This is a genomic window from Bradyrhizobium huanghuaihaiense (assembly GCF_025200885.1).
Lineage (GTDB): Bacteria > Pseudomonadota > Alphaproteobacteria > Rhizobiales > Xanthobacteraceae > Bradyrhizobium > Bradyrhizobium huanghuaihaiense.
On record NZ_CP104172.1, the window covers coordinates 318,755 to 344,236 of the forward strand.

Here is a 25,482-nt window from a genome sequence, read left to right on the forward strand (position 1 = left end):
CGAAAATGGCTCGGACGGCATCAGGCCCTCGAAATGCACGGGCGCCTGCAATTGTCGTCCGGGCCGGCCGGATGGTTCACGGCCATCCGGCTTTCAAATTGGCCGTCAGGCAAGCTTTGGATCGAGCGTGGTCGACCACAGCGCGACGTCGGCGCGGTCGCGCAAGGTCACCGTCATCTGGCCGGACCCACCGTCGATCTTGACGTGACCGAAGAACTGCATGCCCGCTGACGGCGGCAGGTTCTGCTTGTCGGGACCGGGCGCCTTGACGAAGCGCACCTCAGGTCCAAAGGTGTTGTCCATCTCGCCCGGTCCGAACGTTCCGGCGTGCAGAGGGCCCGACACGAATTCCCAGAACGGATCGAATTCCTGGAACTGTGCCTTGTCGGGGTTGTAATAGTGCGCGGCGGCATAATGCACGTCGGCCGTTAGCCACACCGTGTTCTTGATCGGCGCCATCTTGATGAAGCGCAGGAGGTCGGCGATCTCGAATTCGCGGCCGCGCACCGGGCCATCGCCTTGCGCAAACGCCTCCGACCCCTTTTTGTTGGCGGCGTCGTCATAGACCAGGATGCTGAGCGGCATGTCGGAAGCAATCACCTTCCATGTCGCACGTGAGTTGAGAAGGCCGCGCTTCAGCCATGCCATCTGATCCGGACCGAGGAAGTAGGCGGCGGGGCCGTAGGCAGTTTCGAGATTGGCGCCGTTCGGGCCGCGATAGCTGCGTTCGTCGAGCACGAACACGTCGAGATGCGGTCCGTAAGAGATCTGGCGGTAGACGCGGCCGGGCTCATTGATGCTTTCCCGCATCGGGTACATCTCATGGAAGGCGCGGCCCGCGCGGGCTGCGAGCAGCTCGATGTCGCGCACCTTGTAGGCGGCCGGCAGCTCCTTCGACAGCGACCAGTTGTTGGTCACCTCGTGGTCGTCCCACTGCACGAAGATGGGCACCTCGGCATTGAAGGCGCGCAGATTCTCGTCGGTGAGATTGTATTTGTGCGCGGCGCGGTACTCGTCCAGCGTCTCGGCAACCTTGGCCTTCTCCGGGATCGTGACGTTCTTCCAGATCTTGCCGTCGGCGAGCTTCACCTCGGATGCAATGGGACCGTCGGCATAGATCGTGTCGCCCGAGTGCAGGAAGAAGTCCGGACGGTGCTTGCGCATCGCCGCGAAGGTGAACATGCCGCCGTCATCGGGGTTGATGCCCCAGCCCTGGCCTGCGACATCGCCGCCCCAGACGAAGCTGACGTCGCGGCGGTCGGCCGGCGCGGTGCGGAATCGGCCGACGACGGCCTCGCCCTCGACCGCGCTGTGCGAGAGATCGCGGAAGCGCACCCGATAGAAGACGTCCTGTCCGCCCGGCAGGTTCTCGATCAGCATCTTCGCCGTGAAGTCGCTCTCGGGCAGCGCCGCGATCGGCGGCAGCGCGCGGGCGTCCTTGAAGGACTCGGTCGTCGCCACCTCGACCAGCATCTGCGCTGGACGGTCGGCGCGCGCCCAGACCACGCCGCCGTCGACGGTGACGTCGCCCGATTGCACGCCATGGGTGATCGCCGGCCGGTCGGCTGCACGTGACAGATAGGGCATTGCGATGGCGCCGAGCGCGCCGGCGCCGGTCGTGAGGAAACGGCGGCGGCAGAATTTGATGTTCATGGGCTGGCTCGCGGGCTGGCGCATCTTGCAATGTCATTCCGGAGCGCGCGAAGCGCGAATCCGGAGAGATTCCCCGGTGCGCAATTGCGCACCTGTGGTCTGGTCCCTCGGACCATCCCGGAATAACGGCGTAAGCTATATTGAGACAATGTGACGCAGCAATAACGCGGGCAAGCTTCTACGCGTTGCCGGCGGCCCTGAATTGCGCACCCGCGCGCTGCAGGTTCTGCGGCAGGCTCATCAGCACCGCCTTGCGGTCGGCGACGGCGGCGTGGAACTGATCGAGCGCGATGTTGAAGGCAGTGAGCCCGCCTTCCTCGATCGCGCCGTGATCGAAGCAGTGCAGCGTGTCGCGCAGGATCGCGTCGGCCTCGGTCTGCATCTGGTCGAGCTCTTCCGTCGTCTCGCTCTTGCGAGCGGCCGCAATCATGTCGAGCAGGCGCTCGCGCAGATGGCTGTTGTTGTCGCGCTCGTCCTTCTTCAGGTAGCCGGCGAACCAGGCGCCGATCGAGCCCATCGCGGAGAGCGCCATCAGGCCCCACCAGATGTAATCGCTGTATTTATCGAGGAAGGTCTTCTCCTCGCCATCGACGAAGGCGGCGGCGCCGGGATGCACGGGGATCACCGCATCCTTGTCGGTGTCGGGCGTCTCGATCTTGGCCGCCAGCGGGAATTCCGTCACCAGCTGCTGCCGCACGGCGAACAGCTGGCGCGTGAACGCCGCGATGGTGGTTTCGGACACGGCTTTGCGCGCCACGATGTGGTGCGAGAAGCTGATGGTCTTGACCTCGTCCTCGGGGCGATCGGGCGAACCGCCATAGGTGCCGGCGGGAATCTCGGAGGCCTCATAGACCGGGTGGTTCTGCGCAATCGCATCCGCAGAATCGATCGCAAGGAAGGTCGGCGTGCCGAAATCCTTGGTGGAGGCGGCGATGGCCTCCGCCGTGATCTTGCTGTTGACGGGGCCGGCGGCGAGATAGGCATCGGCCTTCTGGGACTTGATCGCCTCGGCGGCTTCGTTGGCCGGGAACTGGATGATCTCGACCTTGGCGGGATCGACGCCGTATTGCTGCAGGATCACCTTGAGCAGATTGACGTTGGCCTGGGTGCGGCCGACCACGCCGACGCGATGGCCGGCGAGCTGGGCGATCTTGGTGATCTTGGCGCCCTTCTTCTTGCCCTTGCCCTGGACCGACCACAGCACCACGACGTTCTTGCGCAAGGTCGCAACCGCCTGTGCGGTCTTCGGCACGTCGACGTCGCCGCGCACGATGGCGAGATCCACCTTGCCCTCCGCGAGCGCCTCGGCGCTGGCGGTGGCGCCGTCGGTCTGGACCGGGCGCAGCCGCACGTAGCTCTTGTTCTGCGAGAAAGCCTGCGTCAGAGCCTGCACCACCTTGACGTCGTCGCTGTTGGCGGGGCCGACCGCAATCTTCAGCGTCACCGGACGCATCGCGAAATAATAGCCGCCAACGAGCGCGCCGATGATCGCAAGCACCAGCGCGAGCGACACGAGCGCCGTCTTCCGCGCCGCTGATCGCGGCGAAGGCGGAGTGGGCGCTTCGGCCAGGTCCAGACCCCCGGTCATCGATCTCCCAAACAGGCGTTTCAGGCTCAGCTTCATCTCGGCCGGCGATTTAGGCCCGCAATTGTAGCAAATTTCTTGTCCGGCGGGGTTACTTCTCCGTCATGGTTAGCGGATGGAGGAAATCCCCTTGTGAACCCTGACCGTAAGCACGGTGTTAGGGTAAAGTTCCCCTGAAGCATGGAGACGATCATGGCAGAACGGCTGGCGGCGGAAGCACGCAAGCAGGCACTGGGTGGTATCCCCGGCTGGAGCGAGGTCGGGGGGCGCGATGCAATCGCGAAAACCTTTGTCTTCAAGGATTTCAACGAGGCCTTCGGCTTCATGACCCGCGCGGCGCTGGTCGCCGAGAAGATGGACCATCACCCCGAATGGCGGAACGTCTACAAGACCGTGGAGGTGGTGCTGTCGACCCATGATGCCGGCGGCGTCACGGCGCTCGACATCGAGCTCGCCAAGGCGATGAATGCGATCGCCAAGCTGACGGTTTAGCTGACACCAGGCTGACATCTTGCAGCGGCCGGCCGCATCCCCATCTTGTGATCAGCAGGGCATGCGGCGATCCGCCGCCCCTCGCTGAACGGGGAGTTGGAGCATGGCTGCCGAGCACAGCGTCGGCTTCGAGCCGGCCGATCGGCTTGCGGAAGATCGTGAGAGCGTCCGCCGCCGCTTTTGGCGCAAGCTGAAGCGCGTCGCCGCGCAGCTGCCGTTCGCCGAGGATCTCCTCGCGGCCTATTACTGCGCCTTCGACCGGCAGACGCCGCGCCACGTCCAGGCCTCGCTGCTGGGGGCGATCGCGTATTTCATCCTGCCGTTCGACTTCGTCCCCGACGTGATGCCGATCCTCGGCTTCACCGATGACGCCGCCGTGCTCGCCACCGCCATCCGCATGGTCGCCACCCACATTACGACCGAGCACCGCGAAGCCGCCCGCGCCGCGCTGAAGCGCGGCGTGGCGGAGGGGGAGGCGGCGCAGTAGCCGTTTGGACGGCACGTCGTAGCCACACCCTCCGTGTCGTCCTGGCGAAAGCCAGGACCCATTACCCCGCGTGGTAATGGTTGCGGGCGGTGCTCATTCCGTGTCTTTGCCAAACGCCTCTCGATGGTAATGGGTCCTGGCTTTCGCCAGGACGACATCCGGAGAGCTACTTCTTCCCCGCCTCCGCCCGCGCTTTTTCCGCGTCCCATACCTGGAATTGCTTGAACAGCGTCTCCCTCTCCGCGTCGGACACGTTTGCAGCCGCGGGGGTCTGCTTCAAAAACGCCTCGAAGCGCTGGCGCGTCACCGGCTCGACGCCGTGCTTGTCGAGCCATTGCTGCGCCACCGGCAATCTGTTCCAGCCGGACAGCGGCGCCGCGAGCGAGACCTCCTTCCACTTGGGATGGAAGGGCGGGTTCTGCAGCGCCGGGAATTTCGTGAAGAACGCGTCCACGAACAGCGCGAGCTTGCGATAGCGCTCGGTGTTGGGCGCCCAATTATAGGCCGCGAGCACCGCAGGCACCGCGATCGTGTCGACGCTCTCGCCCTCCTTGATCAGGTTCGGATAGTCCTTCGCCGTCAGCGTCGCCGGCAGATAGTCGCTCTGCAGCGGCTTGGCGTAGTCGACCTTGGCGAGGTGGAAGCGGCCGTCATTGCCGAAGGTCGAGACCGACTTGTACGGCTTGCCCCCGACCACGATGACGGCGTCGATCTCGCCGGCCTTCAGCTTCTCCATCGCGATACGCTGCTCGACATAGACGAAGTTCGCCTTGATCCCGAGACGCTCGAACACCGTCAGTGCGGTGACGAAGGTCCCGCCATTGGGCAGATCGACGCTGACCTTCTTGCCCTCGAGGTCCTTCAGCGTCGCGATCGACTTCGGCGCGATGACCTGCATCTCTTCATTGTAGAGCTTGGTCACGTAAGTGAACTGTTTCTTGATGTCCTTGGCAAAGCCCTTGCGCTCGAGATAGTCGAGCGTGTCGGCGCGCACGATGCCGAGATCGACGCCTTGCAGGAACAGGATGTCGGCCACGCTCTGCACCGAGCCGCGGCCGACGATCGGCAGCACGCGGATCTTGTTGCCGTCGTCGAGCACCGAGGCGAGATCGGCGCCGAACTGCACATAGGTGCCGCCGATCGTGCCCGTGATCAGCGTGACGGTGTTGGCGTTCAGCGACTGCTTGGTCGAACTCGAGCCGAACTGGAAGATGGCCTTCAGGCTGTCGGAGACCTTGGCCGGATCGTATTCGCCCTGCTCGGCATGGGCCGCGAAGGCACAGATGGTCGTGATGGCGGCAAGCGCCATTTTCAAAACGTTGCGCATGATGTCCCCTGAAATGGTCTAGTTCGAGAGCTGGGCGAGCCGCTTGCGCGCCTCCGTCGATCCAAGGCTGGCGGCGCGCTGGTACCAGTCGCGCGCGGCGGCTGCGTCGGGAACGATGCTCCGCGCGTCGCTGGTGCCGAGCACCGCGGGGTCGTAGGTCTGTGCCAGCAGCAGCGCGGCCGTTGCGTCCTTTGCGTTGGCGGCGCGTTCGAGCAGCAGGCGCGCGGCGGCGATGTCGCCGACACTGATCAGGCGTCTGGCGCGTGTCATCAGTCCTGCCAGCGTGTCGGCATCGAGCGTTTTGGCAGGCTCGGGCGGTGCAGGCTGCGCCGCGACGGGCGCCGGAGCTGGCGCTTCGACTTGGTTTTGGACTTGACCTTGGACTTGACCTTGGACTTGGCTTTGCGCTTGCAGCGCGGTCTGGTAAGCGGTCGCAATCGCTTCACGGCTTGGCGTCGAGGGCACCGGAAGCTCTTGCTTGTCGGCGCTCGCCAGCGTCGTGTTGGTCACGCGGCCCGGGTCCTTGAGCGGGACCTGGCGTACGGCCGGCAGACTGGCTTGAGCTGCACCTGTTACGCTGCCGGCATAGTCGGCGAGGAGACTACGCAGCTCGGACTGAAACAGCACGGCCGCGATCGCCGCGGCGGATATCGCAAGCCCGGCAGCGACAAGCGGCGCGATCCTGGTTCTGGGCCGCAGCGCCAGCGGCGTATACTCCTGTGGGTCCGGTGCTCCGCGCGGATCGGACAGAAACAGCGGAATTGGATCGTCCTGTGGAAGTTCGGCACGTTTGGCCCGCGCGCGGATGTAGTCCGCGGTGGACGAATGTGATGCAGATCGATCGGAGTCGAGCGCGTGCGACTCCTTCGACGGACGGTAGGCCGTCGTCTCCATGGTGTGATGCTCCCCATTACTGACGCAACGCAGGGGCCGTCCCGGCTTCAGTCTTCTTGTTTTTGTCCAGAAGCGCCCCGCAAACTGGAACCGGTAAATCGCCGTCCGATTCAGCCCAAAAAACGACGGCGGTTTGCGCGAATCTGGAGATATTTAGGTTTGATTGCGGCGGAGCGGCGAAATGCACCGCAATTTTGCCCGCGTTGGTTGAGGGATTTTTTTCCGGCCGGCCGGTGTGCACAACCTTGCGGTGTCACGGCTATCGACGCTGTCAGCCACGCCCGCCGCTGTCATGCCCCGGCTCGACCGGGGCATCCAGTACGCCGGCTTCTCAGCTAAATCACTGGCGTCTCTGGAATACTGGATCGCCCGGTCGAGGCCGGGCGATGACAGTGAGTATGCTGAAACAGCGTCGCGATGACATCGCGATCACGGATGCAGGATCACCTTGCCCATGGCCTGACGGCCCGCGAGCACCTTCAGCGCATCGGCGGTCTGGGCCAGCGGGAAGGTGCGGTCGACATGCGATGAAATCTTTCCTTCTGCAGTCCACTTCACGAGCTTCTCGAGATTGGCGCGGTTCTTCGCCGGATTGAGCCGGGTCCAGGCGCCCCAGAATACGCCGCGGATGTCGCAGCCCTTCAGGAGCGCGAGGTTCAGCGGCATTTTCGGAATGTCGCCGGCGGCAAAACCGATCACGAGGAAGCGGCCTTCCCAGGCGATCGAGCGCAGCGCCTGCTCGGCGTAAGCACCACCCACGGGATCGAAGATGATGTCGACGCCCTTGCCGCCCGTCAGCTTGCGCAGGCCTTCCTTCAGATCCTCCTTGCCGTAGTTCAGCGTCAGCTCGGCGCCGTGCGCTTTCGCGAATTCGAGTTTCTCGTCCGAGGAGGCGCATGCGATCACCTTCAGGCCCATCAGCTTGCCGAGCTCGCAGGCAGCAAGGCCGGTGCCGCCGGCGGCGCCGAGCACCGCGAGCGTCTCGCCCGGCTTCGGGCTGGCGCGATCTTCCAGTGCATGCAGCGCGGTGCCGTAGATGATGATGATGCCGGCCGCGCGGTCATAGTCGAGATTGTCGGGGATCTTGACGATCGAGGCCGCCGGCAGCGCGATCTTCTCGCGCGCGCCGTTGTGGCCGCAGGAGGCAACGACGCGATCGCCGACTTTCAGATCGGTGACGCCGGGGCCGATGCTCTCGATCACGCCGGCGACTTCCGCGGCCGGCGAGAACGGGAACGGCGGCTTGATCTGGTACTTGCCCTGAATCATCAGGATGTCGAAGAAGTTCAGCGCCGCCGCCTTGATCGCGATCACGGCTTCGCCGGGACCCGCCACCGGATCCGGCACCTCGGCCAGAACGAGATCGTCGGGCTGGCAATATTGCGAGCAGAGGATGGCTTTCATGGCAGCACCTTGGGGCGTTTCGAGTGGAATTATGGTTGGGTCGGTTTTGCCGGATTTAGGCACGGGCGACAATCCGGATTCTTTGTCAAAGCGATGCTCCGGCCTATCCTCGTCATTGCGAGCGCAGCGAAGCAATCCAGACTATTTCCGCGGCACGGACTCTGGATTGCTTCGCTGCGCTCGCAATGACGAAATCCGCGGAGAAAGGATTCAAACGATGTTTGAAACAGGTCTGCTCAAGGACAAGCGCATCCTCGTCACCGGCGGCGGTTCGGGCCTCGGTGCTGCGATGGGACGTCGCTTCCTCGCGCTCGGCGCCGAGCTCGTGATCTGCGGCCGCAAGCTCAATCGGCTTGAAGCGACTGCAGCCGAGATGCGCGAAGAGACCGGCGGCAAGGTCACCACCATTGCCTGCGATATCCGCGACGGTGCCGCCGTCGACAGTATGATGGATCAAATCTGGCGCGAGGCGCCGCTCGACATCCTCGTCAACAACGCCGCTGCCACGTTCATCGCGCAGAGCGAGCATCTCTCCTTCCGTGCCGCGGACGCAATCCTCGCGCCGACGCTGCATGGCGCGATGTATGGCACGCTCGCCGCCGGCAGGCGCTGGATCGAGGGCAGCCACGGGGGTGTCGTGCTCTCGATCCTCTCGACCTCGACCATCACCGGCCGCGCCTTCACCGTGCCGTCGGCGATGGCGAAGTCGGCGGTGCTGGCGATGACCAAAAGCCTCGCGGTCGAATGGGGGCCGAAGGGCATCCGCACCGTCGCGATCGCGCCGGGGCCGTTCCCGACCGCCGGCGCATCGGGGCAGCTTCGCCCGGAGGGCCGCGACGAGGGCTGGACCGCGCGCAATCCGCTGGGCCGCACCGGGGAACACGGCGAGCTCGCCGATCTCGCCAGCTTCCTCGTCTCCGACCGTGCCGGCTACATCAATGGCGAGATGGTGGTGATCGACGGCGGCGCGCATTTGCGCAGTTCCGGCGCCGAGGATCTGCTCGGCTGGACCGACGCGCAATGGGCCGCCCAGCGCGCCGCGCGATCCAAAGCCTGATCGCGCCGCTGCCGCTAACTGCCTTCCCAAATTGAACTTTCCCGGCTATCCCTACCCGGGGACAAAGCGCGGCCGGGCCATCTTCCAGTCACAATATTGAGGGAACCACTCCAGCATGTGGCGGGTGCTATTATTGGCTTTGACGACTGGCGTGGTGGCGTGCGGAATCCCTGATTCCGCGCGGGCGCAGACGGCGCAACCGGCGCCCAAAGCTGCACCGAAAGAGGCTGCACCGAAGGCGGCTGCGCCGGCGGCCAATACGGCCGCAAAGACCGCTGCAAAGCCCGAGAGCAAACCGGCGGGCCCGGCTGCGGCTGTTGCCGGCGGCGCGGAGCCGACCCTGATCGGCCAGTTCGGCACCTGGGGCGCCTATTCGGCGACACCCAACGGCAAGAAGGTCTGCTTCGCGCTGGCAAAGCCCTCGTCGTCGAAGACCAACCCGCCGAATCGGCCGCGCGATCCCGCCTATGCCTTCGTCTCGACCCGGCCGGCGGAGAAGGTGAACAACGAAGTCTCGGTCATGATCGGCTACGCGCTGAAGCCGGGCTCGGAATCCTCGGTCGAGGTCGGCGGCGCCGCCTTTGCGATGTATACGCAGGGCGATGGCCTCTGGATCAAGAACGCGGCCGAGGAGGAGCGGATGGTCGAGGCCATGCGCAAATCCGCCGATCTCGTGGTCAAGGGCGTCTCGGCCAAGGGCACGGAGACGACCGACACCTTCTCGCTGAAGGGCCTCGCCCAGGCGCTCGACAAGATCGCCCAGGATTGTAGGCGGTAACGCCTAGTCGTTAAGGCTGAGGGCGATAAGGTCGCAATCGGCGGTTCCGGTTGCTATATAGGGGCGGTTCCAGATTTCTTCCGTCATTCCGGGGGGCGATGCACAGCATCGAACCGGGAATCTCGAGGTTCCGGGTTCAGCTCTTCGAGCTGCCCCGGAACGACCACAGCAATTAGGCCGATAGATGCAACCGACGACCGAGCCGCACAACGCAATCTTGGTGGAGAAGACTCCGCTCGAAACCTACGTGCCGCCGGCCAAACCGTCGCTGATCGGCCTGTCGCGCAGCGAGCTTGCCGACCGCCTCGGCGAGATCGGGGTCGCGCCGGCGCAGCGCAAGATGCGCGTGCAGCAGCTCTGGCACTGGCTGTATTTCCGCGGCGCCCAGAGCTTCGACGACATGACCTCGATCTCGAAGGGCATCCGCGCCGACCTCGCCCAGCACTTCACCGTCGACCGTCCCGAAGTCGTGGCCGAGCAGATCTCGAGCGACGGCACCCGCAAATGGCTGCTGCGGCTGCCGAGCGGCGACAATGTCGAGAAGGCGCATGAAGTCGAGTGCGTCTATATCCCCGAGACCGATCGCGGCACGCTGTGTGTGTCGTCCCAGGTCGGCTGCACACTGAATTGCTCGTTCTGCCACACCGGCACGCAGCGCCTCGTGCGCAACCTCACCGCCGGCGAGATCGTAGGCCAAGTGATGGTCGCGCGCGACCGCCTGAACGACTGGGCCGATCGCGAGGACGGCACGCGCCGCGTCACCAACATCGTGATGATGGGCATGGGCGAGCCGCTCTACAATTTCGATGCGGTGCGCGATGCGCTTCTCATCGTTGGCGACAATGAAGGCATCGGCATCTCCCGCCGCCGCATCACGCTGTCGACGTCGGGCGTGGTGCCGAACATCGTGCGCGCGGGCGAGGAGATCGGCGTCATGCTCGCGATCTCGCTGCATGCGGTGCGGGACGAGCTGCGCAACGAGCTGGTGCCGCTCAACCGCAAATATCCGATCAAGGAGCTCCTGCAGGCCTGCCGCGACTATCCCGGCGCCTCGAACGCGCGCCGCATCACCTTCGAATATGTGATGCTCAAGGACGTCAACGATTCGCTCGACGATGCCAAGCTGCTGGTGAAGATGCTCAAGGGCATTCACGCCAAGATCAACCTGATCCCGTTCAATCCCTGGCCCGGCACCGCCTATGAATGCTCGGACTGGGACCAGATCGAGAAGTTCTCCGAATACATCTTCAACGCCGGCTATTCCTCGCCGGTGCGCACGCCGCGTGGCCGCGACATCCTCGCCGCCTGCGGTCAGCTCAAGTCGGAGACCGAAAAGCTCAGCGCTCGGGAGCGCCAGGCGCTCCGCGCCATGGCGATGACGGATTAGCTTGTTATGCCCGCGCTCTCGCATCCTCGTCATTGCGAGCGCAGCGAAGCAATCCAGAATATCTCCGCGGCGGTAGTTTGGATTGCTTCGTCGCGGAGCCTGTCATCCGGCCCGCCGGAGGCGGGACCGGGTGGCTCCTCGCAATGACGACTGAGTTGGCATTTTTGGCATGTCCCTGATCGGCCGCCTCATCGTCATCTTCATCGGCTTTCTCGCCGCCTGCTTCGTCGGCGGCATGATCGTGGTCATGGCGCTGCTGTTTCCGGAGTTCGCCGATCTCGGCGCCGGTCCCGTCGATCAAGGCGCGATCGATATCCTGCTCGGCTTTGGCTTCATCTTCGTCTCGGGCTTCGCGCTGGTGCCGGCGGCGGTGATCGTCGCCATCACCGAGGCGCTCTACATCCGCAGCGCGCTCGCCTATGCCGTCGGCGGCGGCCTTGTCGGGCTCGCCTGCTATCTCGGCCTCGTTCCCTTCCATTCCGACACGCTGCAGTTCGAAGGTATCGTGCGGCGTCACCTGGAAATCATGACCGGCGCGGGCATCGTCGCCGGCGTCGTCTACTGGCTGATCGCCGGCCGCAACGCCGGCGCCTGGCGCAACCCGCCGCCCCCGCGCAAGCCGCCTCCGCCGCTGCCGGCGAATTCAAGGCCGGATGCGAGGTAGGCTCCGTCATTCCGGGGCGATGCGAAGCATCAAACCCGGAATCTCGAGATTCCGGGTCTGGTCCTTCGGACCATCCCGGAATGACCATGGCAAGGGTTTCCATCCCCGCCCCACTCCGCTAAACCGCGCGCCATGAACCGGACTGGACTCTTCATCGCCCTGGCACTGTGGCTCGTGATCGGCGTCGTTTTCGGCCTTTATCCCGAGCTCGATCTCAAGCTGGCCTCGCTGTTCTTCGACCCCGAGACGAAGACGTTTCCGCTCAAGCTGAACGACTGGGCCGGCTTCGCGCGCGACGCTGCGATGTGGATCGCCTGGGCGTTCGTGCTGCCCTCGCTGGTGGCGCTCGTGGTCAAGATGATCCGGCCCGACCGTCCCTTGCTGGTGTCGGGGCGCGCGATCGTGTTCCTGCTGGCGACGATCATCCTGTCGGCCGTCATTCTCTCCAACCTCGCCTTCAAGACCCATTGGGGCCGGCCGCGCCCGGTGGTGGTGACCGAGTTCGCCGGCGACCAGCAATTCGTGCCGTGGTGGGATCCACGCGGCGGCTGCGCGCGCAATTGCTCGTTCTTCTCGGGCGAGGGCGCGACCGCGTTCTGGACGCTGGCTCCTGCCGCGCTGGCCCCGCCGGCATGGCGGCCGCTCGCTTATGCCGGCGCCGTCATCTTCGGCGCCGTGACGTCAGGGCTGCGCATGGCCTTCGGCGGGCATTTCTTTACCGATGTCTCGATCGCCGGCCTCGTCACCTTCGTCGTGATCTGGTTCGCCTACGCGATGATCTACCGCTGGCCGCGGACCCGGTTTTCGGACGACGCGGTGGATGCCGCCCTGACCCGGCTGAACATGCCCGCCTACCGGCTCCGCCAGCGCCTGTTCGGCCGCAAGTCCGGCCCCGCGCCGGCCGATTTGAGCCATTAAATGCGTGCCCAGCCCCGCGAAATTTGATATTCGCGCGGTCAGGTTCGCCCCTGACATCAGCCCCTTGAGACCCGATTGGAAGCCCCATGACCACGATCCTGAAAAGCCTGCCCAAGGGTGAGAAAGTCGGCATCGCTTTTTCGGGCGGTCTCGACACCAGCGCGGCGCTGCTCTGGATGAAGCAGAAGGGCGCGCGCTGCTACGCCTACACCGCCAATCTCGGCCAGCCGGACGAGGCCGACTACAACGAGATCCCGCGCAAGGCGATGGAGTTCGGCGCCGAGAAGGCACGTCTCGTCGATTGCCGCACGCAGCTGGTCCACGAAGGCATCGCCGCGATCCAGTCCGGCGCCTTCCACATCTCGACCGGCGGCATCACCTATTTCAACACCACGCCGCTCGGGCGCGCCGTCACCGGCACGATGCTGGTCGCGGCGATGAAGGAGGACGGCGTCAACATCTGGGGCGACGGCTCGACCTTCAAGGGCAACGACATCGAGCGCTTCTACCGCTACGGCCTGCTCACCAATCCGGGCCTGAAGATCTACAAGCCCTGGCTCGACCAGCAGTTCATCGACGAGCTCGGCGGCCGCGCCGAGATGTCGGCGTTCATGACCGCCCAGGGCTTCGCCTACAAGATGAGCGCCGAGAAGGCGTACTCGACCGACAGCAACCTGCTCGGTGCCACGCACGAAGCGAAGGATCTCGAGAGCCTCGACAGCGGCATCAAGATCGTCAACCCGATCATGGGCGTGCCGTTCTGGCGCGACGATTGCGCCGTCAAGGCCGAGAAGGTCGTGGTGCGTTTCGAGGAAGGCCAGCCGGTCGCGCTGAACGGCCAGACCTTCTCCGATCCCGTCGCGCTGTTCCTCGAAGCCAACGCGATCGGCGGCCGTCACGGTCTCGGCATGAGCGACCAGATCGAGAACCGTATCATCGAGGCCAAGAGCCGCGGCATCTACGAGGCGCCGGGCATGGCGCTGTTGCACATCGCCTATGAGCGGCTTGTCACCGGCATTCACAACGAGGACACCATCGAGCAGTACCGCATCAGCGGCATGCGTCTCGGCCGGCTGCTCTATCAGGGCCGCTGGTTCGATTCGCAGGCCTTGATGTTGCGCGAGACCGCGCAGCGCTGGGTCGCGCGCGCCGTCACCGGAGAGGTCACGCTCGAGCTGCGCCGCGGCAACGACTATTCGATCCTCAACACCGAGAGCCCGAACCTCACTTATGCGCCGGAACGGCTCAGCATGGAGAAGGTGGAGGACGCCGCCTTCACGCCGGCCGACCGCATCGGCCAGCTCACCATGCGCAATCTCGACATCGCGGATACGCGGACGAAGCTCGGTCTCTATTCGAAGACCGGTTTGCTCTCGGGCAGCGAAGGCTCGCAGATCTTCAAGCTCGAAAGCGACAAGGGCTGAGGCTCTCGTAGCCCGGATGAGCGAAGCGATATCCGGGACTTTCTCGCCAAGCCGACAGACCCCGGATGTCGCTTCGCTCATCCGGGCTACGAGCGATAGAGAGCGACAAGGGCTAGTGCCGTAGGGTGGGCAAAGCGAAGCGTGCCCACCATCCTTCCACGACCGAGATGATTGGTGGGCATGGCGCTCACGCGCCTTTGCCCACCCTACGATTGCGCGATATGCCGCAACGTCGCGTGTAACAGCGAAAACAAAAATGGCCGGGATCGCTCCCGGCCATTTGCATTTGTATGTGCGGTTACCGCGGCGGCGCGGTGCCGGGCGGGGGCGGCGGCAGCGAGGCCTGGCCGCCGTTGAGCAGCGGCGTGATGCGGCGGACCGTGACGCGCCGGTTGATCAGGCTCGGTCCCTGCGTCTGCTCCTTCAGGTACTGCTCGCCATAGCCCTGCGACGTCAGGTTCTCCGCGGGCACATTGAACTGCTGCGTCAGCAGTTCGGCCGCGGATTGCGCCCGGCGATCCGACAGCGACAGATTGTCGACCTCGTTGCCGACCGCATCGGTGTGGCCCTCGATCAGGAACACCTCGCGCGGGTTGCGCTGAATCGCCTGGTTGAGGCCGTCGGCGATCACCTGCAGCCGGGCCGCCTGGTCCGGCGGGATGGTCCACGATCCCGTCTCGAAGTTGATCGTGTTGACGTCGATGCTCGGCATCTGCATGCGAACATTCGGGCTGTAGCGGATCTCGTCGAGCGAATAACGGCGATCGATCCGCTGCACAGGCGGTGCCTGCATGGTCGCGTAGATCACGTCCGGCGACGCCTCCTGCGCGTCGACGATGTAGCGATCGTAGGGGATGTTCACGACCGGCGGCGGCACGTCGACATAGAAGCCGCCGACCGACCGCGGATCGCGGTAGCTGTTGTCGATGATGACGATCTCGCGCCCGCCGGGATCCCTGCGGATTCGTCGCAGCAGCGAACCGTCCGGGCCGACCACGGTGATCACCTCGCTGCCATCGGGACGGATCACGACGGTGCGGGTTTCGCCGCCGACAGTGTCGGTGCGGATATCGCGGGCGCCGTAGCGGAAGCGATAGAGATCGTTGCCGCGGACATAGGCCTGCCCGCCGGGATCGCGGATGATGATGCGGTCCGGCTCGTTGTAGATGGTGCGGCCGCCTTCGACGACCTCGCGCCGCTGGTTGTGGAGGTCGGCGATGGTCGCGCCGATCACCGCACCGGCCACCACGCCCGCACCGATCGCGAGCGGCGTCAGGTCACGCTGCGGCGGGCGCGGCGGCGGCGGCAAGGGTGCTGCGACCGTTGGCGCGGCCTGGAAGGCCGGCGCAACCGTGGGCGGACGGTATTGGGCCCGGTTGGGCGGTGGCGTAGCAGCGGCGGAGCCGGGGACGACCGTCGGAGCTGCAGCGCCGGCAGGCGCCGCGGGCCGGGGCGGCAGGGCGCCGGCCTGGGGCGGCGCAGCTGGAGTTCCGGCAGCGGGTGCGCCGGCAGGAGGCGTTGCACCCTGTTGGCCAGGAGTTGGCGTCGCCGTCGGGGCTGGAGTCGCGCCGGGAGCTGGGGTCGCGCCGGGAGCCGGAGTCGCCGATCCCGGACGTCCGGCCGGTGGCGCAGCGGCGCCACCGGGGGCCGGCGTTGCCGTTGGAGCGGGCGTAGCACCGGGGGCTGGCGTTCCCGCCGCCGGAGGCGCGCCGGGACGGGCGCCGGGCGGCGGTGCGCCGGGGCGGCCAGCCGGCGGTGCGCCGGGCGTGCTGCCCGGAGCCGGCGTTGCGGTCGGCGCAGGTGTCGCGGTCGGTGCGGGTGTTGCAGTCGGAGCAGGAGTGGCTGCCGGCGCAGGCGAACCCGGGCGGGCCGCAGGTGCACCGGTTGAAGGGGCCGCGGGCGTCGCCGTAGGCGCGGGCCGCACCGAGGGTGCCGCTGCAGGAGGCGGCGGAGGAGTTGGAGTCGGGTGCGCGGCAGCCGGAGGCGGTGCCGGCGGCGTCGGTCGTGCTGCAGGTGGGGCCGGAGGCGGTGCCGGCGGTGTTGGCGCCGGACGTGCCGCGGGCGGCGCTGGCGGCGGCGGTGTCGGTGCGTGCTGTTGCGGCGCCGCGGCCGGAGGCGGCGACGGCTGCTTCGGAGCGGCAGGCGGCGGGGGTGGCGGCGGCGGAGCCGGACGGGCCGCAGGAGGCGGCGGCGGTGGAGGCGGTGCTGCCGGTCGCGGCGGCGCGGCAGCCGGCGGAGGCGCAGCGGGCGGGTGGGGCGGAGCCGCGGCGGGCGGCGGTGCGGCCGGGCGCGCGGGCGCGGCAGGCGGCGTGGCCGCAGGCGGGCCCTTCGGCGGCTGCTTCGGTTTTCCGTCAGGGCCGGTCTCTTGCGACGGAGCCGGCTGCGCCTGCGCGACCACGAGCGGCGAAGCGCTTTGCGCATGCGATGCAGTGTTGGCCAATTGCATCGCGGTGAGAGCCGTCGTCGCAAGCAGCACGAAACGAAGGTTGGTCATGGTGGTGAACTTCCCCGGAAGGTTCTTTGACGAAGTGGTTGGGATGAACAGCTACGCGTTAGGCCGCATTGTGGCGGGCGAAGCGGTCGCGGCCCGATTTATTTCTGCACGCAAATCATCTCACTATGGCGACGTTCATTGCGCATTCAGACGCTCCTTGCAATCGCCTCACATGTGATGCTTCGCCTCATATGCGATTGCGCGGCGGCATTGCGTCCGTCGCAGGATTGGGCGTGAGCGGACCATTCGGCCCGCGCGATGGAATCTCCTCAGGCACGTGGCCCGGCAGTTCGTCGGGCCGCGGTGATTCGCCGGGCTCGCGCACCGGCGGCGTGATATCGGGTTGCGGATTGCCCGGCGGAATTCCCGGCGGCGGCTCGGTCGGAGTGCCCGGTGTCGACGGTGGAATCTCGGGCGGTTCGATCGGCATCGGCATCACCGAGATCGTTGTCCAGAGAATGATAACGACGATGCCGTGCCGATGTTCCGCCTCGCATCGTTTCGAAGTGCGCCCCTATTCGGGCAGATGGCAGACGGCCTCGATGTTGTGGCCATCGGGATCGAGCACGAACGCGCCATAATAGTTCGCGTGATAATGCGGACGGAGCCCGGGCGGCCCGTTGTCGCGTCCTCCGGCTGCCATCGCCGCCTTGTAGAAGGCATCCACGGTGGCGCGGTCCTTGGCGGCGATCGCGATGTGCACCGGCTTGTTCATGGCACCTTCGCCGCCGAACCATAAATCCGGCTTGCCGTCGGCGCCGAATCCGGCCGCCGCAGCGTGACCGGTCTGCTCCGCCGTGACCTCCATGATCAGGCCGTAGCCGAGCGGGGCCAGCGCCTTCGCATAGAACGCTTTCGCGCGCTCATAGTCGGAGACAGAGAAACCCAGATGGTCGATCATCACAACCTCCGTTGTTCGTTCCCGTCAGCGCGACAGGAACGTATTGCTGCGTGTCTTGCGCGCGATCGTAAAGCCGCGCGCGACCATGTCGGCAATACAATCCTGCTGCCACTCGTTTTGTGACAGATGCTCGATCACCACCGCGCGCGGCCACAGCGATTGCGGGGCGTCGCGGAAGAAGCCGATCAGCACGCGGTCCTCAAAGCCCTCGACGTCGATCTTGAGCGAATCGACTTGGCCGACGCCGGCCTCACCGAGAATGCGCATCAAGCGCAGAGACGGCACCTTGATGGCATCCGCGCTGGCCGCGCCGGTCACGACATGCGTGGCGCCGAGATTGCCGCCGCCGCTCTCGATCATCAGCTCGCCATCGCGCTCGCCTGCCGCGGCCTGCACCAGGCGCACCTGCGTCGCCTTCGATGCGGCATGGTTGAAGGAGAGCCGTCCGAAGGTCAGCGGATGCGGCTCGATCGCGACCACCTTGCCGGTGGGGCCGACCTGCCGCGCCATCACCAGCGCAAACGTGCCGACATTGGCGCCGACGTCGACGAACACGCCGCCAGCAGGCGTGTGCTGGCGCAGGAAGTCGAGCTCGTCGAGATTGTAGTCGGGATTGAACAGCGCGCCGCGCTCGGTCGCGCTGCCCTGGTGATAGAAGCGGAACGAGGCGCCCTGATACTGCACATCGATCGGGCCGTCGCGCAGCAGATTGACCAGCCGCGACAGCCACGGACGGAACGCGCCGCGCTTCAGCCCCGATCGCGTCGCGAGGCTGATGATCGCGGCCTGCGCCGCATTCGGCGCAAACGCGCCAAACGGCGCAGACGAAGAGGCATTGTCGGGCGTCAAGCAGCAGATCCTCGTTGCAAGCGGCGCATGCATAGCCGGTTTTGGCGAGGACTCCAATCTTCACGAAAGGTCCGTAGCCCGGAAGGAGCGCAGCGAAATCCGGGATTCTCGCCGCACGGATAAACCTTCCCGGATTGCGCTGCGCTCCATCCGGGCTACAGGCCGCGTGCCTCACGCCGCCTTCTTCGGCGCCTTCCGCTGCCTCAGGAATCGCCCGAGCAGCCTGCGCCGGCCCTTGCGCGGGATCAGGTCGACGTCGCTGACGAGCTTGGCGCCGCCCTTGCGGCGCTCCAGCACGATCTTGCGGCTGTGAAAGGCTTCCAGCTCGACGCGATGCGCGACGCTGACGATGGTCGCCTTCGGCAGCTCGTCGGTGACCATCTTCATCATCTTGTCCTGGCTTTTCTCGTCGAGCGCCGAGGTCGCTTCATCGAGCACGACAATGTCGGGCATGTGCAGCAGCAGCCGCGCGAAGGCGAGGCGCTGCTTCTCGCCGCCCGACAGCGTCTGGTCCCACGGTCCCTCCTCCTCGATCTTCTCCTTGAGATGATCGAGGCCGACCTTGTGCAGGGCTTCCCCGATCTCCCCGACGGTCCAATCCTCTTCGGCGCCGGGATAGGCGACGGCGCGGCGCAGCGATCCGGAGGGCACATAAGGCCGCTGCGGCAGCATGAACAGCCGCCGGTCGGGATGGAAATTGACGCTGCCGCCGCCCCACGGCCATAGCCCCGCAATAGCGCGCACCAGCGTGCTCTTGCCGGTGCCGGATTCGCCGGCGACCAGCAGCCGCTCGCCGGGCTCGATCACCACCTCGGTCTCGCCCACCACCGCGGTGCCGTCATCGAGCGTGACGGAGAGATCGTGCAGCTCCAGCATCGCCTCGTTGCGCGTCTCGCCGCGCTTGATGCGGCCGAGGCCGTCGCCCTGCTCGGCACGTTCGAGGCCGTCGAGCGACATCATCAGCGAGGCGATGCGGCTCGCGCAGGCGTTCCAGTCGGCGAGCCGCGGATAATTGTCGACCAGCCAGCCGAACGCGCTCTGCACGATGGTGAAGGCGGAGGCTGCCTGCATCACCTGCCCCAGCGTCATGCTGCCGTCGAGGAATTTTGGCGCGCAGAGCAGCAGCGGTACGACCGGTGCGACGAGGCCCGATCCCTGCGACACCAGCGTCGTGCGCATGTGTTGCCCTGCGAGCCGCGCCCATTGCCGCAAGACGCTGGTGAAATTGCGGTCGAGGCCGTCGCGCTCCTCCTCTTCGCCGCCGAGCAGTGCGATGCTTTCGCCGTTCTCGCGCACGCGCGTCAGCGTGTAGCGGAAATCGGCCTCGGCCTGGTTCTTGTCCTCCGAGACCTGCACGAAGCGCCGGCCGATCACCACGATCGAGCCGGATGCGATCGCGGCGTAGAGGATGGCGGCGATCACGAGGAAACCGGGAATGGTGATGGATGCGCCGCCGAGCGTGACGGTGAGCGCGCCGCCGATGGTCCAGAGCACGACGATGAAGGTCGCGGCCGACAGCAGCGCCGATGTGACGCCGGCGAGGAAATCGACCGGCGCATCGGTCGCGATGCGCAAGTCCTCCCCAATCCGGTATTCCGGATTCTCGTGGTCGCCGCCGACGAGGTTGAGCTGGTAGTAGCGCCCGTTCGTGAGCCAGCGCGTCAGCACGCTGCTGGTGAGCCAGGCCCGCCAGCGCCGCTGGATGCCCATGCGCGCGAACACCTGCGCCACGCCGAGCACGATGCTGCCGATCGCGAGCGGGAAGAACACTGCTGCGAGATGGAAGACGCTTGTCGCGTCGCGCTTCTCGATCGCGTCGAAGATCGCGCGATTCCAGACGTTGATGCCGTACTGAAAACCAACGGTGAGGACGATCAGCATGCCGAGGCCGATCGAGAACGGCCAGGCGAGGCGGTCGCCGCTGCGGCCCCAGAAGCCGCGTGCGCTGATCCAGAACCGGGTCAGCAGGTAATCCTTGCGGGCCTGTTCGGCCTCTTCGGGAGAGAGCTCGGGATCGGGTTCGAGCACCTCGGGCGGCGGCGGAGCCACCTCGTCGCCGCTCTCGCCTTTGAGCTCGACAATGGGTGGCGTCTTGTCCTGGTCGCGCTTCCCGGCTGGCTTTTGCATGGCCGGACAACGCGAGAAAAATCAGCCGGTTCCCGTCAGTTCCCGAATACCCTATTCGGCGGCGCCGCCGCGCACCCGCCGCAGCCGCGCGGCCCGGTGCAGCACGCGCGACAGCTCCTCGACCGAATAGGGCTTTTGCACGAGATCGAAACCGAGGCTGCCTTCCTGGGACAGCGCCTGGCTATAGCCGGTGGTCAGCACCACCGGCACGCCGACGCCGCGATCGCGGATCGCCCGCGCCAGATCGAGCCCGGTCATCCCGGGCATCACGATGTCGGAGAACACGACATCGAAACGATCCGCGTCCACGACAAGCTCGGCGAGCGCATCGGCGGCATTGTCGACCAGCGTGATGCTGTAGCCGAGCGCAGTGAGACCATCGGCGGCGAAATTGGCGAGCTCGATATTGTCCTCGACCAGCAGCACCGACATGCCGCTGCCGGCCACCGCAGGTGCGGTGTTCGGCGCCTGCTGCTGCGGCAAGAGGTCCGGGGGCACGCGTGGGAGATAGAGCGAGAAGGTGCTGCCCTGGCCGACTTCGCTCGTCACCGTCACCTCGCCGCCGGATTGCCGGGCGAAACCGAACACCTGGGACAGGCCAAGGCCGGTGCCGTGGCCGACCTGCTTGGTGGTGAAGAACGGCTCGAAGATCCGCCCGAGCCGCGCGGCCGGAATGCCGACGCCGGTGTCGCTGACGATCACGCCGACGAAGCCAAGGCTTCCCGGGACATGACTGTACGAGACGTGCGCCAGCGTGTCCGGAATGGTCGTCGCCGCCGCTACGGTGAAGCTGATCCTGCCCTTGCCCTGCATGGCATCACGCGCATTGGTCGCCATGTTGATCAGCGCGGTCTCGAACTGGCTGGCATCGGCATTGACGAGGCACGGCTCCGCCGGCAGCCGCATCGCGATCTCGATGGCGGGGCCAAGCAGCGTGGCGAGCATGTCGTGCAGCGACTGCAATCGCTCGCCGACGTCGAACACTTCCGGTTTCAGGGTCTGGCGCCGCGCGAAGGCGAGCAGCTGCGAGGTCAGCTTGGCTGCGCGCGCCACCGAGTCGGCAATCGCCGTGATGTAGCGCTGCCGTCGCTCCTCGCTTAGCTGCGGGCGGTTCAACAGATCGACCGAGGCGCGGATCACGGTCAGCAGGTTGTTGAAGTCGTGGGCGACGCCGCCGGTGAGCTGGCCGAGCGCCTCCAGGCGCTGGCTGTGCTTGAGTGCCTCCTCGGCCTCGCGTCGCTTTGCAGCCTCCATCTGCAGATGCTGGGTGCGCCGGAAGGCGAATGCCAGCAGCAGGAACAGCAGCGCGGTGGCGGGAACGCCGAACACCAGATGCTGGCCGATGGTGGCGTACCAGCGCGCCCGGATCGCCGACGTCTCGAAACCCGCGCTGACATAGATCGGATATTCGGCAACGCGCCTGTAGCCGATGCGGCGCTCGATCCCGTCCGACGGCCAGGCGATGGTCATGAGCCCCTGCGCGGGGTGCGCGGCGATCTCGCGGCCGACCGGTCCGCCCGGATCGAGCCGGAGGTCACGGTCGAGCCGCGGGAAATGCGCCACCACCACGCCGTCGGTGCGACCCATCGCGAAGAAGCTGCCGGGATCGGAGCCGATCCTGGCGTAGAAGCTCTCGAAATATTCCGGCAGGACGGAAGCCTGGATCACGCCGATGAAGCTGCCGTCGTCGGAGTCGCGGCGGCGGCTCATGCCGAAGAAGCGCGCACCCTGATAGGGCGGACGCGGCGTCAGCGGCATGCCGATGAAGGTGCCGATGCTCTGGTCGACATGGACGTAGAAATAGTCGCGGTCCGCAAAGCCCAGCGCAGGCGGCGGCGAGACGAGGCTGTTGACCAGCGCCTTTCCGTCCGCGTCGAAGATCCAGGCCGATTTCAGCTGCGGCAGCGAATCGGTCAGCCGCTTCAGCCGGCGGTGCAGCACCGCTTCGCGCGCGCGGATGCCGTCGTCGGGAAGGCCGCGCACGACCTCGTTGAGCTCGGACAGGCTGCGGTCGATGGTCTCGAACACCTTGAGCGCATGCTCATGCGCCACATCGAGCGTGCGCTCGATCTCGCGGTCGGCGATGTCCCTGGTCGAGGTGTAGGAGATCGTGGAGGCGATCGCGAACAGCGCAATCGGCAGTGCCAGGGATGCAACCATCATCCACTGCAAAAGCCTCAGCGAATTGCGTTGCGCTCCCTGCACGGTCGCTCCGGTCCCTGGACCGAAGAGCTTACTTGAATTTCCCGCCGGGAAGGAAGCGGCTTGTCGCGATAATCCTGGGTTGTATTCCGTCGAATCGCCCGCCACGCGCGTTGTGGCAAATTCTACTCAAACTGACGTCGATCGTGGCATGCCCCCGCCGCGCCGGCCGGGGGCCGTGGCATGAACGATGCTAGATCTGCCGCTCGACCATCTTGAGCTTCAGCTCGGCGATGGCTTCCGCCGGGTTGAGGCCCTTCGGGCACGCCTTGGCGCAGTTCATGATGGTGTGGCAGCGATAGAGCCGGAACGGATCCTCGAGATTATCGAGACGCTCGCCGGTGGCCTCGTCGCGGGAATCGGAGACCCAGCGGTTGGCCTGCAGCAGCGCGGCGGGACCGAGATAGCGGTCGCTGTTCCACCAATAGCTCGGGCACGAGGTCGAGCAGCAGGCGCACAGGATGCACTCGTAGAGGCCGTCGAGCTTCTCGCGATCCTCGTGGCTCTGGCGCCATTCCTTCTGCGGCGTCGGCGAGGTCGTCTTCAGCCACGGCTCGACCGAGGCGTACTGCGCGTAGAAGTTCGTCAGGTCGGGGACGAGGTCCTTCACCACCGGCTGGTGCGGCAGCGGGTTGATCTTGACCGCGCCGTCCTTGACGTCGTGCATCGAGCGGGTGCAGGCCAGCGTGTTCTGGCCGTCGATGTTCATGGCGCAGGAGCCGCAGACGCCTTCGCGGCAGGAGCGGCGGAAGGTCAGCGACGGGTCGATGTGGTTCTTGATCCAGATCAGGCCGTCCAGCACCATCGGACCGCAATCATGGGTGTCGACGTAATAGGTGTCGACGCTCGGATTCTTGCCGTCGTCAGGATTCCAGCGATAGACCTTGAACTCGCGGAGCTCGGTCGCGCCCGCAGGCTTCGGCCAGGTCTTGCCGCCGGTGATCTTGGAGTTCTTCGGAAGTGCGAATTCAACCATTTCGATAGGGCCTTCGCTGTTCGATCAGTACACGCGCGCCTTCGGCGGGATGTACTGCACGTCGTTGGTCATGGTGTAGTTGTGAACCGGGCGATACTCGATCTTGACCTTGCCGGCATCGTCCAGCCAGGCCAGCGTGTGCTTCATCCAGTTCTTGTCGTCGCGCTCGGAGAAGTCCTCGCGGGCGTGAGCGCCGCGGCTCTCGGTGCGGTTGGCGGCCGAGTTCATCGTCACCACCGCCTGCGAGATCAGATTGTCGAACTCCAGCGTCTCGACGAGGTCCGAATTCCACACCAGCGAGCGGTCGGACACGGCGATGTCGGTGATGCCGCTGTGGACCTTCTGGATCAGGTTCTGGCCCTCGCTCAGGACTTCGCCGGTACGGAACACCGCGCAGTTGTTCTGCATCACGTGCTGCATGCCTTCGCGCAGCTTCGCGGTCGGCGTGCCGCCGGAGGCGTAGCGATAATGGTCGAGACGGCCGAGCGCGAGCTCGGCCGAGTTCGCCGGCAGCTCCGGCTGCTTGGCGTTGGGCGTGAGCTTCTCGGCGAGACGGAGCGCGGCGGCGCGGCCGAACACGACGAGATCGATCAGCGAGTTGGAGCCGAGGCGGTTGGCGCCGTGCACGGAGACGCAGGCGGCTTCGCCGATCGCCATCAGGCCCGGAATGATGGCGTTGTCGTCGCCGTCCTTCTTGGTCAGCACTTCGCCGTGATAATTCGTCGGGATGCCGCCCATGTTGTAGTGCACGGTCGGCACGATCGGGATCGGCTCGCGCGTCACGTCGACATTGGCGAAGATCTTGGCGGATTCGGAGATGCCCGGCAGGCGCTCGGCGAGCACCGCGGGATCGAGATGGTCGAGATGAAGGAAGATGTGGTCCTTCTTCTTGCCGACGCCGCGTCCCTCGCGGATCTCGATGGTCATCGCGCGCGAGACGACGTCGCGCGAAGCGAGGTCCTTCGCGGAAGGCGCGTAGCGCTCCATGAAGCGCTCGCCCTCGGAGTTGACGAGATAGCCGCCTTCGCCGCGGGCGCCCTCGGTAACGAGACAGCCCGAGCCGTAGATGCCGGTCGGGTGGAACTGCACGAACTCCATGTCCTGCATCGGCAGGCCGGCGCGCAGCACCATGCCGCCGCCGTCGCCGGTGCAGGTGTGCGCCGAGGTGCAGGAGGCGTAGGCGCGGCCGTAGCCGCCGGTGGCGAGAATCACGGTCTGGGCGCGGAAGCGGTGCAGCGTGCCGTCGTCGAGCTTGAGCGCGATGACGCCGCGGCAGGTGCCCTGGTCGTCCATGATCAGGTCGATGGCGAAGAACTCGATGAAGAACTCGGCCGCATGGCGCAGCGACTGGCCGTACATCGTGTGCAGCATGGCGTGGCCGGTGCGGTCGGCGGCGGCGCAGGTGCGCTGCGCCTGGCTCTTGCCGAACTCGGTGGTCATGCCGCCGAACGGACGCTGGTAGATCTTGCCGTCCTCGGTGCGCGAGAACGGCACGCCCCAATGCTCGAGCTCGTAGACCGCGTCGGGCGCGTTGCGCACCATGTATTCGATCGCGTCCTGGTCGCCGAGCCAGTCCGACCCCTTCACGGTGTCGTACATGTGCCAGCGCCAGTCGTCCTTGTGCATGTTGCCGAGCGAAGCCGAGATGCCGCCCTGCGCCGCGACCGTGTGCGAGCGGGTCGGAAACACTTTTGTGATGCAGGCGGTGCGGAGGCCGGCCTCGCCGCAGCCGACCACGGCGCGCAGGCCTGCGCCGCCGGCGCCGACCACGACGACGTCATAGGTGTGGTCTTCGATCGGATAGGCTTTGCCGTTGGTGGCGGGAGCGCTGTTGCCCGTGCCATTGGTCGCATTGGCCATGGG

General features: G+C 66.1%; 21 protein-coding genes. 8 read left to right on the top strand and 13 right to left on the bottom strand.

Annotated elements, in window-relative coordinates; translation table 11 throughout:
- Nucleotides 1-105 precede the first annotated feature (105 nt).
- The gene (locus N2603_RS01510; RefSeq protein ID WP_260387427.1) at nucleotides 106-1,653 is read right to left on the bottom strand and encodes an alkaline phosphatase D family protein; all 1,548 of its coding nucleotides are present in this window, start codon (nucleotides 1,651-1,653) and stop codon (nucleotides 106-108) included.
- A 178-nt stretch (nucleotides 1,654-1,831) separates the two neighbouring features.
- Entirely contained in the window at nucleotides 1,832-3,277 is a 1,446-nt protein-coding gene (locus tag N2603_RS01515; RefSeq protein ID WP_260387428.1) for a TAXI family TRAP transporter solute-binding subunit, read from the bottom strand.
- Between the two features lie 153 nt (nucleotides 3,278-3,430).
- Between N2603_RS01515 and N2603_RS01520 the strand changes: the two genes are divergently transcribed.
- On the top strand, nucleotides 3,431-3,730 hold the full coding sequence (locus N2603_RS01520) for a 4a-hydroxytetrahydrobiopterin dehydratase (RefSeq protein ID WP_260387429.1): 300 nt from the start codon (nucleotides 3,431-3,433) through the stop codon (nucleotides 3,728-3,730).
- A gap of 103 nt (nucleotides 3,731-3,833) precedes the next feature.
- Complete coding sequence (locus tag N2603_RS01525) at nucleotides 3,834-4,217, top strand: YkvA family protein (protein WP_026312323.1); 384 nt, start codon at nucleotides 3,834-3,836, stop codon at nucleotides 4,215-4,217.
- Between the two features lie 166 nt (nucleotides 4,218-4,383).
- Here N2603_RS01525 and N2603_RS01530 read toward each other — a convergent pair whose 3' ends face one another.
- The 3 genes from N2603_RS01530 to N2603_RS01540 form a co-directional block, all read right to left on the bottom strand.
- Nucleotides 4,384-5,544, bottom strand: a complete 1,161-nt coding sequence (locus N2603_RS01530) for a TAXI family TRAP transporter solute-binding subunit (protein ID WP_260387430.1) — start codon at nucleotides 5,542-5,544, stop codon at nucleotides 4,384-4,386.
- 18 nt (nucleotides 5,545-5,562) lie between these two features.
- A complete protein-coding gene (locus tag N2603_RS01535) occupies nucleotides 5,563-6,438 on the bottom strand; it encodes a hypothetical protein (protein ID WP_260387431.1) in 876 nt (291 codons plus the stop codon).
- A gap of 429 nt (nucleotides 6,439-6,867) precedes the next feature.
- A complete protein-coding gene (locus N2603_RS01540) occupies nucleotides 6,868-7,842 on the bottom strand; it encodes an NADPH:quinone oxidoreductase family protein (RefSeq protein ID WP_061880125.1) in 975 nt (324 codons plus the stop codon).
- 217 nt (nucleotides 7,843-8,059) lie between these two features.
- Here N2603_RS01540 and N2603_RS01545 point away from each other — a divergent pair, with 217 nt between their 5' ends.
- The 6 genes from N2603_RS01545 to argG all read left to right on the top strand — a co-directional run bounded on the left by N2603_RS01545 (nucleotide 8,060) and on the right by argG (nucleotide 14,070).
- Nucleotides 8,060-8,899 carry an SDR family oxidoreductase gene (locus N2603_RS01545; RefSeq protein ID WP_260387432.1) on the top strand — a complete coding sequence of 280 codons (840 nt, stop codon included), beginning with the start codon at nucleotides 8,060-8,062 and terminating at the stop codon, nucleotides 8,897-8,899.
- A gap of 115 nt (nucleotides 8,900-9,014) precedes the next feature.
- Nucleotides 9,015-9,677 (top strand): invasion associated locus B family protein, encoded by a 663-nt coding sequence (locus tag N2603_RS01550; RefSeq protein ID WP_260387433.1) that lies wholly within the window; start codon nucleotides 9,015-9,017, stop codon nucleotides 9,675-9,677.
- Between the two features lie 184 nt (nucleotides 9,678-9,861).
- Nucleotides 9,862-11,064, top strand: coding sequence for a dual-specificity RNA methyltransferase RlmN (gene rlmN, locus N2603_RS01555; RefSeq protein WP_260387434.1), 1,203 nt, complete (start codon nucleotides 9,862-9,864; stop codon nucleotides 11,062-11,064).
- A gap of 169 nt (nucleotides 11,065-11,233) precedes the next feature.
- Nucleotides 11,234-11,728 (top strand): hypothetical protein, encoded by a 495-nt coding sequence (locus N2603_RS01560; RefSeq protein ID WP_018645138.1) that lies wholly within the window; start codon nucleotides 11,234-11,236, stop codon nucleotides 11,726-11,728.
- Nucleotides 11,729-11,860: 132 nt separating this feature from the next.
- On the top strand, nucleotides 11,861-12,646 hold the full coding sequence (locus tag N2603_RS01565; protein ID WP_260387435.1) for a phosphatase PAP2 family protein: 786 nt from the start codon (nucleotides 11,861-11,863) through the stop codon (nucleotides 12,644-12,646).
- A gap of 86 nt (nucleotides 12,647-12,732) precedes the next feature.
- Entirely contained in the window at nucleotides 12,733-14,070 is a 1,338-nt protein-coding gene (gene argG / locus N2603_RS01570; protein WP_212346312.1) for an argininosuccinate synthase, read from the top strand.
- A gap of 298 nt (nucleotides 14,071-14,368) precedes the next feature.
- Here the strand turns inward: argG and N2603_RS01575 are convergent, their stop codons facing one another.
- From N2603_RS01575 to sdhA, 8 genes are all read right to left on the bottom strand, one after another.
- Nucleotides 14,369-16,564 (bottom strand): OmpA family protein, encoded by a 2,196-nt coding sequence (locus N2603_RS01575; protein ID WP_260387436.1) that lies wholly within the window; start codon nucleotides 16,562-16,564, stop codon nucleotides 14,369-14,371.
- Nucleotides 16,565-16,751: 187 nt separating this feature from the next.
- Entirely contained in the window at nucleotides 16,752-16,994 is a 243-nt protein-coding gene (locus N2603_RS01580) for a hypothetical protein (RefSeq protein ID WP_026312326.1), read from the bottom strand.
- A gap of 84 nt (nucleotides 16,995-17,078) precedes the next feature.
- Nucleotides 17,079-17,465, bottom strand: coding sequence for a VOC family protein (locus N2603_RS01585; RefSeq protein ID WP_260387437.1), 387 nt, complete (start codon nucleotides 17,463-17,465; stop codon nucleotides 17,079-17,081).
- 24 nt (nucleotides 17,466-17,489) lie between these two features.
- On the bottom strand, nucleotides 17,490-18,314 hold the full coding sequence (locus tag N2603_RS01590; protein ID WP_260387438.1) for an FkbM family methyltransferase: 825 nt from the start codon (nucleotides 18,312-18,314) through the stop codon (nucleotides 17,490-17,492).
- Nucleotides 18,315-18,485: 171 nt separating this feature from the next.
- Complete coding sequence (locus tag N2603_RS01595; RefSeq protein WP_260387439.1) at nucleotides 18,486-20,441, bottom strand: ABC transporter ATP-binding protein/permease; 1,956 nt, start codon at nucleotides 20,439-20,441, stop codon at nucleotides 18,486-18,488.
- 51 nt (nucleotides 20,442-20,492) lie between these two features.
- On the bottom strand, nucleotides 20,493-22,646 hold the full coding sequence (locus tag N2603_RS01600) for a hybrid sensor histidine kinase/response regulator (RefSeq protein ID WP_260387440.1): 2,154 nt from the start codon (nucleotides 22,644-22,646) through the stop codon (nucleotides 20,493-20,495).
- A gap of 190 nt (nucleotides 22,647-22,836) precedes the next feature.
- The gene (locus tag N2603_RS01605; protein WP_018645147.1) at nucleotides 22,837-23,619 is read right to left on the bottom strand and encodes a succinate dehydrogenase iron-sulfur subunit; all 783 of its coding nucleotides are present in this window, start codon (nucleotides 23,617-23,619) and stop codon (nucleotides 22,837-22,839) included.
- A gap of 24 nt (nucleotides 23,620-23,643) precedes the next feature.
- Nucleotides 23,644-25,479, bottom strand: a complete 1,836-nt coding sequence (sdhA, locus tag N2603_RS01610; RefSeq protein ID WP_260387441.1) for a succinate dehydrogenase flavoprotein subunit — start codon at nucleotides 25,477-25,479, stop codon at nucleotides 23,644-23,646.
- Nucleotides 25,480-25,482 lie beyond the last annotated feature (3 nt).